The organism is Caballeronia jiangsuensis, from assembly GCF_046030135.1.
GTDB lineage: Bacteria > Pseudomonadota > Gammaproteobacteria > Burkholderiales > Burkholderiaceae > Caballeronia > Caballeronia jiangsuensis.
Genome location: NZ_JAQQDB010000001.1, coordinates 67,466 through 82,731 on the forward strand (window position 1 = coordinate 67,466; position 15,266 = coordinate 82,731).

Here is a 15,266-nt window from a genome sequence, read left to right on the forward strand (position 1 = left end):
AACGGCAAGCTCAACCCGGCTCCTGACGCAGGAACCTGCGCACGACCGGCGCGACGTCCTTCGCGCGCGTGATCAGAAACAGATGACCGTCGTCGATCACATACAGCACCGATTGCCGGATGCGCGCAGCCAGAATCTTCGCGTTGGACAAAGGCACGATCGGATCGTCGTTGCCGTGCATGACGAGCGTCGTCTGCGGCAACGTGCCCAGCCAGTGCAGGCTGGTCCAGCCCCAGGCGGCCATCAGTTGATAGAGATATCCGCGGCCGCGCGGCGGCTGGATATGGCGGCTGTGCTCCTTGAGAAGCTCCGGATCGCGCCGGTACGCGCCGCCATAGATTTCCGGCCCGACCTGCTGAAGATACGCCGGATCGGTGTAACGGCGCGGGCCGATCAGCTTCGACAGAACGGAAAGCCGCGCCGGTATCATGAGCACGCCCGCCGATGTCGAGGCGAGAATCAATCGGCGGCAGCGCTCGGGATATTGCCGCGCGAACTGCTGCGCGAGCGCGCCGCCCCACGATACGCCGAGCACGTCGACGGGCCCATCGTGTCCCAGCCGCTTCAGGAGCTTGTCGGTCAACACGCAGAGCGTCGAGAAGCGATAAGGCGCGATTGGCACGGGCGAACCGCCGACGCCGGGAACATCGAAAATGATGACGCCGACATCCCCCAGCGCCTCGACGAACGGCTCGACGAGTTCCAGATTCGCGCCGATGCCGTTGAAGATCAGAAGCGGCGGCGATGCGTCGCTTCCATGCCGCACGCCGACGCGCACGAGCTGACCGTCGAGATCGACGGTCTGGGTTTCCATGATGCCGACAGACTCGGAAGTGTTATTCATTGCTCTCATCCAGACCTGATCTCGTTGATGCGCCGCGCGGGACGCGTTACTTGCGCGGTTGCAGCAGCGCCCTCAACTCCTCGACGTTCTCCGCGACGCGCTTCGAAATGACCGCGTAGCTGTCGGAGTGGGCGCGATACGCCGTGCCGAAGAGTTCCCGCACGTCGGAAAGCGTCGTGTAGAACGCCTGCTGCACCGCTTCGCTCGCGGCGGCCGGCCGGGCCTCCTGGCCGGGTTGCTTGCCGGACAGCGCGCGGACCCGCGTCATCGTTCCGGAGAGGATTTCAATCTGCTTCTGGCCGAGCGACTGGATGCCCGTCAGCGCGGTGGTGCCGACGGTCGCGAGCGCTTCGACGTCCTTGCGGCGCGAATCCAGAATGGCGTTGGCATTGAAGCCGGACACGCGCAAAGGCTTGATGAACTTGAGGCATCCGTCGAAGAAATTGCTTTGATTGGTCGATTCCATGATCCGTTTTCCTTTCGATGAAAATAAGTCGATGCCAGCCGCGACGCGGCCGGCGCATCGAAGTCAGTCCTGCAGGACGTAAGTGCCCGGCGCGGCCGCGAGCGACGGATGCCGTTCGTTGCCGAGCGCGGCGGGCGCCGCGCGGCGTTTGCCGGAGCGCGCGGCGAGCCACACGCTCCAGTCGTTCCACCACGAATCCGCTTTCGGCTCGGCAGCGTCGAGCCAGGCGTCGGCGCTCGCGGACAGCTCGGGGTTGAGATAGAACTTCGCCTTGGGATTGCCCGGAGGATTGATCAGGCTCTGGATGTGACCACTCGAACTCAGCACGAAGCGCGTCTCGCCGCCGAAGAGACGCGCCGTGTCGTAGACGCCCTTCCACGGCGTGATGTGGTCCGTGATGCCCGCCACCATGTATTTGTCGCAGGTCACGTCGTTCAGGTCGATCGGCGTGCCCAGCACGCTCAGCGCGCCGGGCTTCGTGAACAGATTGTCCGTGAAGATGTCGAGCAACTGGCCGTGCAGCTTCGCCGGCAGACGCGTCGTGTCGTTGTTCCAGTAGAGGATGTCGAACACGGGCGGCGTGTTGCCCATCAGGTAGTTGTTGACCCAGTAATTCCAGACGAGATCGTTGGGCCGCATCCATGCGAACACGCGTCCCATCTCCTCGCCGGCGAGCACGCCGCGCGATGTGCTCGCATGCTTCGCCGCCGCGATGGCCTCGGGCGTCGCGAAGAGCCCGAGCTGCGAGTCCGCCGTGTTGTCGAGCACGGCCACCATCAGCGTCGCGGCGTGAACGGATTTATCGCCACGGCTTGCCAGAAGCCCGAGCAAAGCCGAGATGGTCATGGCGCCCGAGCATGCGCCGTGCAGGTTGACATCGTCGCTGCCGGTGATGTCGCGCACGGCCGCGATCGCTTCGAGAAGCGCCGTCACGTAGGTGTCGAGATCCCAGCCGGATTGCGCCGCGGTCGGATTGCGCCAGCTCACGACGAACACCTGAAACTCGCTCTTCAACAGATGCTCGACGATGCTCTTGCCAGATGAAAGATCGAACACGTAGAACTTGTTGATCTGCGGCGGCACGATCAGTTGCGGCCGGCTATGCACGTTCGCGGTCGCCGGCGCGTACTGGATCAGCTCCAGCACTTCGTTGCGAAACACGACAGCGCCCTTCGACGTGCCGAGATTCTTGCCGACCTCGAATGCGGTCCGGTCGACCTGGGCGGGCATGCCCTGATTCTTCACCATGTCCGTCACGGCGTTCTTCAGGCCGCCGATCAGGCTCGCGCCGCCCGAATCGACGGCTTTCTTGAGCGCGGCCGGGTTGCCGAGCAGGGTGTTGGTCGGCGACATCGCGTCGGTGAAGAGGGACATCACGAACTGCGCGCGCTCCTTGCTCTTCGGGTCGAGCGCGGAGCGGTCGACGAAGCCGGAGAGCGCATCGCGCCACGCGAAATAGCCCTGCATCGTCATGCGATAGAGCGCGTTGTCGCGCCACGCGACATCGGCGAAACGCTTGTCGCTCTGCGGCGCGCCCGGCGCGTCGCCGCTCAGCGCGGCGATCAGATCGCGGACCAGCGCGGCTTCCTGTTCTACGATCAGCGCGGGTTGCCGCCAAGCCTGCGCGCCGATATGACGCGCGGTCGCGACGACGTCGCAAGGACGCAATCCGACGAACGGATTCGGGCCCGACATGCCTTCCGTCGCCGAATGCACGAGGTCGTTCGCTGCCGCTCCGCGCGCCAGTCTTTTAGTGCTTACCGCCATTTTGATGCTCCTCCGACTTGCTCTCAGGTTCTTCGTTATGTTTGCTTACGCGATCAGCATCGCCAGCGTCTCGGCGATGAGCGCCGGCTTGTCCTCACCTTCTATCTCCAGCTCGTTCTTCGTCTTGACGATGACCCGGCCTCCGCTCTTTCGCTCCACTGACAACAAGCTCACGCGGTTGCGCACGCGCGCGCCGGCCTTCACCGGCGTCATGAAGCGCACCTTGTCCAGCCCGTAGTTGAGACCGGCGGACGCGTCCTCGGGAATGACGCCGATCTCCATTGCGAGCGGCGCCAGCAGCGACAGCGTCAGATAGCCGTGCGCGATGGTTCCGCCGAACGGACTTTCACGCTTCGCGCGTTCCACATCGACGTGGATCCACTGCGTGTCGCCGGTGCAGCGCGCGAAGTCGTCGATGCGCGCCTGATCCACGACCGTCCAGTCCGACACGCCCAGCTCCCGACCCACGAAATCCTCGATCGATGCCACGCGGTATTCCTTGATGCTCGACATTGCCTGGCTCCTTGTGACCGATCAGACGAACTGGGCGCGCAGCCACTTCTTGTTCACCTTGCCGACGCTCGTCTTCTCCAGTCCTTCGACGAACCTGACGACTTGCGGCACCGCGTACTTCGAGATGCGTCCCGATGCGCTGAACGTCAGCACGTGACGCTTGATCTCATCCTCGGTGATGACCGCGTCCGCGCGGACCACGACGAGCGCGACCGGCCGCTCGCCCCACTTCTCGTCGCTGACGCCGATCACGGCGACTTCGGCGACGCCGGGATGCATCGAGATCAGGCTCTCGACTTCGAGCGACGAGATCCATTCGCCACCCGACTTGATCACATCCTTCATGCGATCCGTGATCAGAAGGCTGCCGTTCGCGCCGATGCTCGCGATGTCCTGCGTATGCAGATAGCCGCCGTCCCAGAGCTGTCCGGATGCCTCGGGGTTGTTCAGATAGCCTTGCGTGAGCCACGGCGCGCGGACGACGATTTCGCCGTTGGCCTTGCCGTCGTGCGCGACGTCTTCCATGTTCGCGTTGACGATGCGCAGATCGACGAGCGGAATCGGCGAACCGGTTCGGCAGCGCAGGCGCACTTGCTCGTCGAGATCGAGAGATTCGTCGCCGGGTTTCAGTTGCGCGAGGCTCAGCACCGGGCACGTCTCCGACATGCCGTAGCCCGTGAAGACATCGATGCCGCGATCGAGCGCGGCGCGCGCCAGCCCGTGCGTCAGCGCGCCGCCGCCGATGACCACCTTCCATCTGCTGAGGTCGGCCGATTTCGCTTCGCCGCAGGTGAGCAGCATATGCAGGATCGTGCCGACGCAATGCGAGAACGTCACGCCTTCATCGTGCAGCAGCCGCACCAGCCGGTCCGGCACGTAGCGTCCCGGATAGACCTGCTTCACGCCGAGCATGGTGGCGATGTACGGCATGCCCCACGCATGCACATGGAACATCGGCGTGAGCGGCATATACACGTCGCCGCGATGAAAGCGCTGACCCGTTTCGGGGCTCGCCAGCGCGGCCATCACGGTGATGGTGTGCAGCACGATCTGACGATGCGAGAAGTAGACGCCCTTCGGCAGACCCGTCGTGCCGGTCGTGTAGAAGGTCGTGGCGCGCGTGTTTTCGTCGAAGTCCGGGAAATCGTAGTGATCGGCAGCGGCGGCGAGCATCGCCTCGTATTCGGTCGCGAACGACATGGCGTGCTCGCAGGTCTCGCCGTCCTGTTCGTCGATCAGGATGAAGGTGCGCACGGTTTCGAGCTGATCCCTGATCGCCGCCAGCACCGGGAGGAAATCGGTATGGACAAGCAGAACTTCCGCGCCCGCGTGATTGATCGTGTACGCGATCTCCGCATTCGAGAGACGCACGTTGACGGTCTGCAGGACGGCGCCCATCATCGGCACCGCGAAGTAGCATTCCAGATAGCGGTGGCTGTCCCAGTCCATCACGGCGACGGTGCTGCCGTGCTGTACGCCGAGCTGGCTCAGGCCACCGGCGAGCCGCGCGATGCGCTCGCGCAGGCCCGTGTAGGTCATGCGCGTCCGGCCCCGGTAGACGATCTCCTGGTCGGGCGCCTGAAGGAATGGCGTGTGCAGCAGTTGCTTGATCAGCAACGGATAGGCGTAGGCCGAGGGCGCGGCGGCCTGGAGGTCGTCCCGCATCTGTGTCTCCTTGTCTCATTCTGTTAGAGGGGCGGACATCGCCGGCTGGCGGCGGTGTCGTTTCCGGTAAGTGAATGATCGAAGGGAACAGGATTCGGAACCATCCCCTGAACGGGGGAGCGTGCCGTGATAGAGCCCGCTCAGTCCTGAGACTTCAGGGGTTTGTACGTAAGGGAAACCCCGCTCGCTTCGCGAGACGCGAGCGGCGAGCGGTCCTTTGGGTCATCGAACGCGGCATCGCGGCCGCGATGCCTTCACTTGACCTCTTTTCTCTCAATGTTCTTGCCGGTCTCCTTGTTGTAGCGCTCGACATACTCGTCGGTGAGCTTGCGGATCGCGCGTCCGATCTTCCGATAGTCGGACTCGTTGAGATTCGCGAGCGACACGCGCCCCGACGGATGCTTCGTGCCGAAGCCCATGCCCGGCAGCAGCACGACACGCGCATCGGTGGCGAGACGGAACAGCAGCTCCGACGCCTCCGTGTGCTTGAGCAGCCAGTCGACGAACTCGCGCCCGTACGCGCGCTCCCCGAAATATTCCATGTCGATGATCGAGTAGTAATCGACCTGGTTCGCGTCCTTCTCGTCGAACGCAATGCCGATCTCTTCATAGAGCGCGCGCTTGCGGCTGCGGATCAGGCGCTTGAGCGCGTCCTTGTAGGCATCCGGCGTATCCATCAGCGAGAACAGCGAGAAGAGCACCATCTGCACCTGTTGCGGCGTCGACAGGCCCGCCGTGTGATTCAGCGCGACGGTGCGGCTGTCCGCAACCAGCCGGTCGATGAACTTCAGCTTGTCGGGCTCGGTCGTGATCGACTCGTAGCGATGATGCAGGAGCTTCTTCGTGTCCTTCGGCAACTCGGAAATCAGCTTGTCGAGGACGTTGTCCTTGTGCGTCGCGATCGTGCCCAGACGCCAGCCCGTCGCGCCGAAATACTTCGAGTACGAGTACACGAGAATCGTGTTCTTCGGCGCGAGCGCGAACAGCGACACGAAGTCGTCGGCGAAGGTGCCGTACACGTCGTCCGTCAGCAGGATCAGATCAGGGCGTTCCTTGACGATCTGCGCGATGTATTCGAGGCTCTCGTCGCTGATCCTCACGGAAGGCGGATTGCTCGGGTTCACGAGGAAAAACGCCTTCACCTTCGGATCGCGCAGCTTGTCGAGTTCGGCCTTCGAGTATTGCCAGTTGTTCTCGACGTCGGCATCCAGATTCACGACATTCAGGTCGTACTCGCCGAGCGTCGGAATCTCGATGTACGGCGTGAAAATCGGACGGCCGAGCGCGATCGTGTCGCCCGCCTTGATCAGGTGGTTCTGCTTCATCGTGTTGAAGATGTACGTCATCGCGGCCGTGCCGCCTTCGACAGCGAAGATGTCGAATTCGCCGACGAACGGATACTTGCCGATCATCTCGCGCCGCAGGTATTGCCCGACGATGGTCTCCGAGAGCTTCAGCATCCGGTCCGGCACCGGATAGTTCGACGCGAGAATGCCTTCGCACATCTCATAGAGGAAATCGTTGCCCGACAGGCCGAGCTGATCGCGCACATACGACACGGCGCCCGCGAGAAAGGCGATGCCCGGCACGCCCTTGTTTTCGCGCAGGAACAATTCGAAGCGCTCGGACAGCCCTTCGCGCTTCGGAAAGCCGCCCACGCCCTCGGGCATGTACGCGAACGAGCGCTCCGATTCGCGCATCGCAAAGAGCCCGAGCTGCCAGAAGCCGTGGCGCGGGATCGTCGCGAGAAAGTTCGGGTTGCCGCGCCCGGCGTTGAGCATCGAGATGTTGGCCGGACGTTCGACTGCTCCGCCGCCCGCCGCCTTGATCAGCTCGTCTTTCAGTTCGAACGGACTCAATGCCTGCAGCGCTGCCTGATCCTTGCTCTTGTTGGCCTTTGCCATGATGCGTTCTCCAGTGAAAGATTCAAACCAGGCCGACGACGAGCGGCCCCAGTAATGTGAGCAGCACGTTCGCGATCGCATAGGTGATCGCGAACGGCACGGTCGGCACGGCGCTTTCGGCCTTGTCCAGCACGCCGCCGAACGCGGGGTTCGCGCTGCGCGAGCCGGACAGCGCGCCCGCCAGGATCGCCGCGTTGTCGTACTTCAGCACGTAGCGGCCGAACAGCATCGTGAGCAGCAGCGGCAGCATCGTCACGACCACGCCGAGCAGGAAGATCGTGACGCCGAGTTCCTTGATCGTCGTCACCGCCTGCAGTCCCGAGTTCAGACCGACCACCGAGACGAACGCCGCCAGCCCGAAGTCCTGCAACAGGCGCGATGCGGCGGGCGGCATCACGCCGTACATCGGATGCTTGCCGCGCATCCAGCCGAACACGAGGCCCGCGAGCAGGCAGCCGCCCCCCGACCCGAGCGTGAGCGGCACGCCGCCGATATTGACGACGACCAGCCCGATCAACAAACCCACGACCATGCCGACGCCCATATAGATGAAGTCGGTCTTGATCGAGTAAGGCAGCTCGTAGCCTGTCGCCGCCACCGCGCGCTTCGTATCTTTCGCGGAGCCGAAGTAGGTGAGCACGTCGCCGTGTTCGAGCTTGGTTTCGGGCAGGATCGGCACCGGTTGCCCGACGCGCGTGATGCTTTCGAGGAAGACGCCGTGACGCAAGTCGCGGTCGACGGTCTCGCGCACCTTCTGGATCGTCGTATGGTTCAGGCCCTTCGCCGTGAATACGGCCTGGCGCGTCTGCATGACCGCGCTGACATCCGTCACGTCCGACACTTCGGTGCCGATCTTCGGCGCGATGGGCACCATGCCTTCGCGCCGCCCGACCACGAGCACGACGTCATCGGCGGCGAGCACGACATCGGGCCCCGGCTCGACCTCCTTGCCCGCGCGCCGTATCTTCTCGACCGACACGAAGTCCTGCGCCGCCATTTCAATCTCGGAGACCTTGCGCCCCGCCGCCGCCCCGACCCTGAACGCCCGCCCGACCAGTTCGGGCAGCGCCGCCAGTTGCCCCGGCGCGCGCGACGGCGTGCCGCCCGCGAGCTTCGCTTCGGCGTCGAGCGCGGCCGAGCGCAGATCGCGTCCCATGAATTTCGGCAGGATGTTCACGCACACGATGATCGCGCCGAGCGAGCCGAACACGTACGTCACCGCATACGCAATGGCCACGTCCGACTGCAGCGACTTCACTTCTTCCGCTGGCAGGCCGAGCCGCGCGATCGCATCGCCCGCCGTGCCGATGATCGCCGATTGCGTGAGCGCGCCGCCCGCGAGCCCGGCGGCAAGGCCCTTGTTCAGATGGAAGATCTTCGCGCAAATGATGACGGTGACGAGCGCCGACACCGCGAGAAACACCGCCATCGCGATTTCACGCAGCGTCTTGCGGTTCAGCGAGTTGAAGAAGCCCGGCCCCGAGTCGTAGCCGACCGCGTAGATGAACACGGCAAACATCACGGCTTTCACGCCGTTGTCGATCGACACGCCCGCCTGGCTGATCACGACGGCCGCCAGCAGCGAGCCGCCGACGCCGCCGAGCTGGAACTTGCCGAAGTTGATCTGGCCGATGAAATACCCCACGGCCAGCGACAGGAACAACGCTATCTCGGGTGACTTGTGAAAGATGTTGTGTATCCAGTCCATCGTGCCCTCTCATTGAAAACGCGCTTGGGGTCCGCCACGAAACGCGGCGGACGACATGGCACTACCTTCCCTTGCCCGATCGCAAATCGGCGCCTGCAACGCGATCGACGCGGTTGCGTCCATTGCGCATGACGCCCTTCAGCCCTTGAACTGCGCGGCGAGGCCGACCACCACGGGCCCCATCAGCGGCAGCAGAATGTTCGAAAGCGCGTAGGTGATCGTGTAGCCGATGACCGGCGTCGAATTGCCCGTCACGCCGACGAGCGCGCTGATCGCAGGCGTGCTGCACTGCTGGCCGGCGATCGCGCCGAGCAGCATCGGCGGATCGAGCTTGAGAAACGCCCGGCCGATCCACAGCGACAACAGCCCCGGCACCAGCACCAGAAGAATCCCGGCGACGGGCAACGCGAGACCGTACTGATGCACGAGCTTGATCGCGTCCGGCCCCGCCGATAGCCCCACGGCCGCGATGAACGTCGCGAGCCCGAAGTCCTTGAGGATTTGCGCGGCCGCCGGCGGCAGCGAACCGACGATCGGATGGAACGAGCGCAGCCACCCGAACAGCAGCCCCGACAGCAGACACCCGCCGCCCGTGCCGAGCGCGAGCGTGACGCCTCCAAAGGTGCCCGACAGCCGGCCGATCGCCATGCCGACGAGCACGCCCAGGCCGAGATACACGAAGTCGGTTTTCAGGGTCGCCGGCAGCAGGTAGCCGAGCCGCTTCGCGCCGCGCAGCACGTCGGCCTTCGCGCCGACCAGCGTCAGCACGTCGCCGCGATTGAGTTCGGTGCCCGGAAGCGCGGGTATGCGGTTCTCCAGCCGCGTAACGGCCGCGATGTAGATGCCGCGTCCCTGCTCGGGGTCCGCGCGCTCGCGCAGTTGACGGATCGTCGCGCCGTGCGCGTCCTTGCGCGTGAGCACGACATCGACCATGTCGGCGAGCGCCGTCGAAAAATGATGGCCCGACGCGACCTCCTCGCCGAGCGCGGGCGCGGCCTCGATCAGCGCCTCGCGCCGTCCGCCGACCAGCACGAGATCGTCCGCGGCGAGCACCAGGCCGGGCGCGAGGGCTAGCGTCGCGCCGCCGCGTTCGATCTCCTCGATGGTCAGGTTGTGGCCGTATTGCGCTTCGAATGCGCCGACGCTCAGGCCCGCCGCCCGGCCGACGCGAAACGCGCGTCCCACCAGCGCGGGCGCGGCGAGCCGCTCGCCTTCGCCCAGCGAATCGCCGCCGCCGAGCTTGCGCCACACGCGCTCGGCTTCTTCGCGCAGATTCACGCGCAATAGCAGCGCCGCGAACTGACTCGTGAAGAGCACGATGGTGATAAGTCCGAACAGATAGCTGACGCTGTACGCGGTGACGATATTCGCCTGCAGGCGCACCGTGTCCGCGTCGGGCAAGCCGAGCTTCGCGACGGCTTCCGACGCCGTGCCGATCACCGCCGATTCGGTCGCCGCGCCCGCCAGCAGTCCCGCTGCCGTGCCGGGATCGAGATGCAGCACGGCGACGGCGATCATCACGAGCGTGAGCACCGAAACGATTTCGACGATCGACAGCACCCCGTAACGCCAGCCGCGCCCGACATTGGCGAAGAACTGCGGGCCGCCCGTGAAGCCGAGCGCGAAGATGAAGAGCGCGAACGCGATGTTCTTGAGGTCGGGCGACAGACGCGCGCCTGTCTGGCCGAGCAGCAGCGAAACGATCAGCGTGCCGCACACGCCGCCTAGCTGGATCGGGCCGATCTTGAAAGAACCGATCAGATAGCCGAATGCGAGACTCGCGAACAACGCAATTTCCGGCTGAGATCTGAACAATTCGGCAATCATCTACGCATCCCCGGAAATTGCGCCGCTTCGTATGGATTGCTCTGAATCTCGAACGGATAATTCAGCCGTTTAAAGAGAAACTTCCGACAAGTCGCGCTGGCGAAGGGTCGTGGCTTAGACCGATAATATAAATCGCCGCTTTGGGTAGTCGATTAAATTTATGAGAAATGCTTTTCTGATAGATCCCTATGTCTTTCAAGAAAGCATTCGCCGTGCGGAGAGGTCCAAAGGCGCTATCTGAAAGCTTCCCGGCGTGGCTCCGGCAGAACCTGCGCTTGCGCTGTCGCGCCAAATGAGTCGAGTTTTATACCGATTCATTCGATCGATTGCGCTTTGGCAATACGAAACTGATCCCTGAGTTTCTCGCGCTGATGGCGCCAATATCGTAATCGGGATTACCGGTTTTTACCTCGAATTGACGAAACACCATCGATGAAGTTTCGTATTGACCGAATACGAAACCCGCGTCGCCGACCGGTCAGCAAATAACGGCGCCACGCGGACATCGCCACAACCGAATCCGAAAAACCTACGGGTCAACCCCGAGTTGAGCTTTCCTCAACGCCGGCCTGAAAAAACGTCGGTTCCTGCTCGCGCGAGCGCCGCCGCAGAATGCCCTTCATCCACCGCGGCGGTGGCGCAACCGATTCTCTCTGACGAAAAAACAGGAACGTGGCAATGGAAAAGACTCTCTTCATCGGCGAAGGCTTCGAAGGACCGGGCGTGAACCTTGCCCACATCAACGTGCTGGTCGGACCGCGCAACGGCCCGGCCGGTCAGGCATTCTCGACCGCGCTCGCGACACCCTCGGCCGGTCACGCGCCGTTCGTCGTGATCGCACAGCCGGGCGTGCCGACCAAGCCGCTCACGCTGTATGTCAACAAGGCGCAGATCGACGGCGACTTCCACGGCAACGCGACGTGGGGCGCATCGCAGGCGGGCATCGCGAAGGCGGTCGCGGAATCGCTGGAAAACGGCACGCTGCCGCCGGAAGCGGAGAACGACTGGGTCGTCGTGTCGGCGAACTGGGTCAACCCGAAGACCGACGATCTCGACGCCGTCTACGAGAACAACTATCGCGCGTGCAAGAACGCGATCATCGCCGCGATGGAAGGTCTGCCGCGCAAGGAAGCGGTGTTCAAGGCCGCGCGCGAAGTGTCGAACCCGTTCTACACGCCGAAGAAAAGCTGAGGAGTTCTCGCAAATGGAATACGTGCGTCTCGGCCAGTCCGGCCTCAAGGTTTCGCGTCTGTGCCTCGGCACGATGAACATGGGCACGCCGCAATGGAAGCCCTGGATTTTCGATGAAGCGCAAAGCGAGCCGATCGTGAAGCACGCGCTCGATCATGGCGTGAACTTCATCGATCTGGCCGATTTCTATTCGACGGGCGTCGGCGAGGAAGTCGTCGGCCGCATTTTGAAGCGTCTCGTGAAGCGCGACGAAATCGTCGTCACGACGAAGGTCGGCTACGACATGGCGAGCCACGCGAACGCGGGCGGCCATTCGCGCAAGCACATCATGGACGGCATCGACGCGTCGCTCAAACGTCTCGACATGGATTACGTCGATGTCTACATGCTGCATTTCTTCGACGTGAACACGCCCGTCGAGGAAACCATGTGCGCGCTCGACGACATCGTGCGCGCGGGCAAGGCGCGTTATATCGGCGTATCGACGATGTACACCTGGCAGTTCGCCAAGATCATGCAGGCATGCGAGCGCCACGGCTGGCACAAGCCGGTCAACATGCAGTTGCAGCTCAATCTCGCGTATCGCGAGGAAGAGCGCGAGATGATTCCGTACTGCATCGATCAGGGCGTCGGCGTCTCGGTGTTCAGCCCGCTCGCACGCGGCCTTCTGACCTGCGATGCGAAGTCCAACCGCAATCAGACCGACTTCTTCACCGCGCAAATGTACGGCGACCATGCCTCGCACGAAGTCTCGGCGTCGGTGGCGCGCGTGGCGGCGCGGCGCGGCGTACCGGCGGCGCAGATCGCGCAGGCGTGGGTGCTGAGCCGTCCGGGCATCGCGAGCATGCTGGTCGGCGCGGACTCGGCTGCGCAGTTCGACAGCGCGCTCGCCGCGCTCGACACGCGCCTCGACGCCGACGAACTGCACGAGCTGGAGCGCAACTACACGCCGTGCGATCTCATCAACGACTACACGGCGGGACGGCGCATCGCGCGCGAGGCGCGTGCCGCGCAAGGCGTGTTCGACGACACCTTGGAGCGCGCAGCATGAAGACCCTGTTGCAGACGAATCACTATATCGACGGCCAGTGGCGCGAGAGCGCGAGCACCTATGCCGTGCGCAATCCGGCGACGGGCGAAGTCATCGCGAACGTCGCGCGCGGCGGCAGCGCGGAAACCCGCCAGGCGATCGACGCCGCCCGGCGCGCCTTCCCGGCCTGGCGCGCGCTGACCGCGAAGGAACGCGGCGCTCGCGTGAAGCGCTGGGGCGAACTGATGCTCGCCAATCGCGACACGCTCGCCGAACTGCTGACGCGCGAACAGGGCAAGCCGCTTGCCGAAGCTCTCGGTGAAGTCGCGTATGCGGCCAGCTTTTTCGAATGGTTCGCGGAAGAAGCCAAGCGCAGCTACGGCGACGTGATTCCGAGCCCGAAGCCGAATTCGAAGATCATCGTGACGCGCGAGCCGGTCGGCGTCGTCGCGGCGATCACGCCGTGGAATTTTCCGCTGGCGATGATCACCCGCAAGGCCGGTCCGGCGCTCGCGGCGGGCTGCACGATGGTGCTGAAGCCGTCGGAGGAGACGCCGCTGTCCGCGTTCGCGCTCGGCGTGCTCGCAGAGGAAGCCGGCATTCCGCCGGGCGTGTTCAATATCGTGTCCGGCGACGCCGTGGCTATCGGTCAGACGCTGACGGAATCGCGCGATGTGCGCAAGCTGTCGTTCACCGGCTCGACGCGCGTCGGCAAGCTGCTGGCGAAGCAATCGTCGGATACGCTCAAGAAGCTGTCGCTGGAACTCGGCGGCAATGCGCCCTTCATCGTTTTCGACGACGCCGATATCGACGCCGCCGTGCAGGGCGCGATCGCATCGAAGTTCCGCAACACCGGACAGACGTGCGTCTGCGTGAACCGCTTCTACGTGCAGGACGGCGTCTACGACGCGTTCACGCAGGCGCTCGCGCGCGCCGTGCATGCCTTGCGCGTCGGCAACGGTCTGGCAGGCGAGTTCGATCAGGGTCCGCTCATCAACGAAGCGGCGCTCGCGAAGGTGCAGGTGCATGTCGCCGATGCCGTGAGCCACGGCGCGAAGATTCTCACCGGCGGCAAGCCGCACGCGCTCGGCGGCACCTTCTACGAACCGACGGTGCTCGCGGACGCAAAGCCATCGATGCTGATCGCCGGTGAAGAGACCTTCGGTCCGGTAGCCGCATGCTTCCGCTTCGAGACGGAAGAGGAAGTCATCGCCGCGGCGAACGACACGCCCTACGGCCTGTCCGCGTATTTCTACACGCGCGATCTGGGCCGCGCATGGCGCGTCTGCGAAGCGCTGGAAAGCGGCATGGTCGGCATCAACGAAGGCATCATCTCGACGGAAGTCGCGCCCTTCGGCGGCGTGAAAGAGTCGGGACTGGGCCGCGAAGGATCGAAGTACGGGCTCGATGAATACATGGAGCTCAAGTACATGATGATGGCCGGCCTCGGTCGCTGAGGCATCACCCCCGCCGCGCACGCACGAACGATAAAACCATCGCGTGCGCGGTTTTCATGCGGTGCGATCCGCACCGCTGCACTCCGAATGGAGGAGATACTCTTGGATACTCGAAGCATGAGCGCGGACGCGCTCGCTGTGCATGCCGCCGCGCCTTTCGCCGGCACCCCCGATCGCGTCGCGCTCGACGACGTTCCGCTGAACCGCTTTCACGTCAAGATCGCGGGTCTGACCTTCGGTGCGCACTTCACGGAAGGCTATGCGCTCGGCACGATCGGCTATGCGCTGACGTCGCTGAACAAGCAGATTCCGCTCGATGCATTCTGGATGGGCCTGCTCGGCTCGTCCGCATTGATCGGCATCTTCATCGGCAGTCTCGTGTTCGGCTGGCTTTCCGACAAGCTCGGACGGCAGAAGATCTGTCCACGAGTATAATAGTTCGCACCGAATAGGCTCGCAAGTGTTTGATTCTTAGAGCACCGGAATGGCACCACGAACAATAGTTTGTACCAAACCCGCCATCCTAGGCGTCGCTCGCGGGGATAATAGTTTGTACGAGCCCACTGCTATTGGGCTAGCGAGGGCTTAGGAACGTTCCCGGAATTTCAAGGCTGCTCGGCAGTCAGGAAAGCGCCCTATTCAGACTGCTAGATGGTCGCGGCTGGTATATCGACACGGAAAGTGGTGTTTGAGGATGTGGCTGCCAAGCCAACGACGAAGTACCGCACAGCCTAGACCCTACGGCAACGCTTCCTGCGTGCGAAACAGACTCCGTCTCGGCTATGCCTCGTCGTCTACCAAGATGTCGGCAGCAGCAACTCGTGTTCTTCCTGGACACGATAGACGCGCTCGACGTGCAACCACTTCTCGGTGACAGCGTGAACTTGAGGGTTG

11 protein-coding genes and 1 pseudogene are annotated in these 15,266 nt (G+C 63.7%); 4 read left to right on the forward strand and 8 right to left on the reverse strand.

From position 1 onward, the window contains the following. Positions 1-10: 10 nt before the first annotated feature. The 8 genes from phaZ to aspT (PQR08_RS00345) form a co-directional block, all read right to left on the reverse strand. A complete protein-coding gene (gene phaZ, locus PQR08_RS00310; RefSeq protein ID WP_250486922.1) occupies positions 11-844 on the reverse strand; it encodes a poly(3-hydroxyalkanoate) depolymerase in 834 nt (277 codons plus the stop codon). Positions 845-890: 46 nt separating this feature from the next. Beyond that, the gene (locus PQR08_RS00315) at positions 891-1,310 is read right to left on the reverse strand and encodes a phasin family protein (RefSeq protein ID WP_250486921.1); all 420 of its coding nucleotides are present in this window, start codon (positions 1,308-1,310) and stop codon (positions 891-893) included. A gap of 63 nt (positions 1,311-1,373) precedes the next feature. Further along, positions 1,374-3,077 (reverse strand): alpha/beta fold hydrolase, encoded by a 1,704-nt coding sequence (locus PQR08_RS00320; RefSeq protein ID WP_250486920.1) that lies wholly within the window; start codon positions 3,075-3,077, stop codon positions 1,374-1,376. Between the two features lie 45 nt (positions 3,078-3,122). After that, complete coding sequence (locus PQR08_RS00325; protein WP_187603130.1) at positions 3,123-3,590, reverse strand: MaoC family dehydratase; 468 nt, start codon at positions 3,588-3,590, stop codon at positions 3,123-3,125. A 21-nt stretch (positions 3,591-3,611) separates the two neighbouring features. Then, positions 3,612-5,255 (reverse strand): fatty acid--CoA ligase, encoded by a 1,644-nt coding sequence (locus tag PQR08_RS00330; protein WP_250486919.1) that lies wholly within the window; start codon positions 5,253-5,255, stop codon positions 3,612-3,614. Positions 5,256-5,509: 254 nt separating this feature from the next. Beyond that, positions 5,510-7,159: a bifunctional aspartate transaminase/aspartate 4-decarboxylase gene (locus PQR08_RS00335; protein ID WP_187603128.1), complete on the reverse strand. Its 1,650-nt coding sequence runs from the start codon at positions 7,157-7,159 to the stop codon at positions 5,510-5,512. A 22-nt stretch (positions 7,160-7,181) separates the two neighbouring features. Beyond that, positions 7,182-8,867: an aspartate-alanine antiporter gene (gene aspT, locus PQR08_RS00340; RefSeq protein ID WP_035500016.1), complete on the reverse strand. Its 1,686-nt coding sequence runs from the start codon at positions 8,865-8,867 to the stop codon at positions 7,182-7,184. Between the two features lie 138 nt (positions 8,868-9,005). Further along, positions 9,006-10,694, reverse strand: coding sequence for an aspartate-alanine antiporter (gene aspT / locus PQR08_RS00345; protein WP_408160963.1), 1,689 nt, complete (start codon positions 10,692-10,694; stop codon positions 9,006-9,008). A 678-nt stretch (positions 10,695-11,372) separates the two neighbouring features. Here aspT (PQR08_RS00345) and fae point away from each other — a divergent pair. From fae to PQR08_RS00365, 4 genes and pseudogenes are all read left to right on the forward strand, one after another. Beyond that, positions 11,373-11,885 (forward strand): formaldehyde-activating enzyme, encoded by a 513-nt coding sequence (gene fae / locus PQR08_RS00350; RefSeq protein WP_238287008.1) that lies wholly within the window; start codon positions 11,373-11,375, stop codon positions 11,883-11,885. A 13-nt stretch (positions 11,886-11,898) separates the two neighbouring features. Further along, positions 11,899-12,936, forward strand: coding sequence for an aldo/keto reductase (locus PQR08_RS00355; protein WP_250486917.1), 1,038 nt, complete (start codon positions 11,899-11,901; stop codon positions 12,934-12,936). Continuing rightward, positions 12,933-14,372 (forward strand): NAD-dependent succinate-semialdehyde dehydrogenase, encoded by a 1,440-nt coding sequence (locus tag PQR08_RS00360; RefSeq protein WP_250486916.1) that lies wholly within the window; start codon positions 12,933-12,935, stop codon positions 14,370-14,372. The genes PQR08_RS00355 and PQR08_RS00360 overlap by 4 nt, the downstream gene beginning before the upstream one ends. A 117-nt stretch (positions 14,373-14,489) precedes the next feature. After that, positions 14,490-14,792, forward strand: a pseudogene (locus PQR08_RS00365) (MFS transporter); the annotation flags it as partial. Positions 14,793-15,266: the final 474 nt, after the last annotated feature.

Bases quoted from the DNA above. Each gene is read 5' to 3' on its own strand.
- PQR08_RS00330 (WP_250486919.1), bottom strand. From the start codon at position 5,255: ATGCGGGACGACCTCCAGGCCGCCGCGCCCTCGGCCTACGCCTATCCG.
- PQR08_RS00355 (WP_250486917.1), top strand. From the start codon at position 11,899: ATGGAATACGTGCGTCTCGGCCAGTCCGGCCTCAAGGTTTCGCGTCTG.
- PQR08_RS00360 (WP_250486916.1), top strand. From the start codon at position 12,933: ATGAAGACCCTGTTGCAGACGAATCACTATATCGACGGCCAGTGGCGC.
- PQR08_RS00320 (WP_250486920.1), bottom strand. From the start codon at position 3,077: ATGGCGGTAAGCACTAAAAGACTGGCGCGCGGAGCGGCAGCGAACGAC.
- phaZ (WP_250486922.1), bottom strand. From the start codon at position 844: ATGAATAACACTTCCGAGTCTGTCGGCATCATGGAAACCCAGACCGTC.
- fae (WP_238287008.1), top strand. From the start codon at position 11,373: ATGGAAAAGACTCTCTTCATCGGCGAAGGCTTCGAAGGACCGGGCGTG.
- aspT (WP_408160963.1), bottom strand. From the start codon at position 10,694: ATGATTGCCGAATTGTTCAGATCTCAGCCGGAAATTGCGTTGTTCGCG.
- PQR08_RS00335 (WP_187603128.1), bottom strand. From the start codon at position 7,159: ATGGCAAAGGCCAACAAGAGCAAGGATCAGGCAGCGCTGCAGGCATTG.
- aspT (WP_035500016.1), bottom strand. From the start codon at position 8,867: ATGGACTGGATACACAACATCTTTCACAAGTCACCCGAGATAGCGTTG.
- PQR08_RS00325 (WP_187603130.1), bottom strand. From the start codon at position 3,590: ATGTCGAGCATCAAGGAATACCGCGTGGCATCGATCGAGGATTTCGTG.
- PQR08_RS00315 (WP_250486921.1), bottom strand. From the start codon at position 1,310: ATGGAATCGACCAATCAAAGCAATTTCTTCGACGGATGCCTCAAGTTC.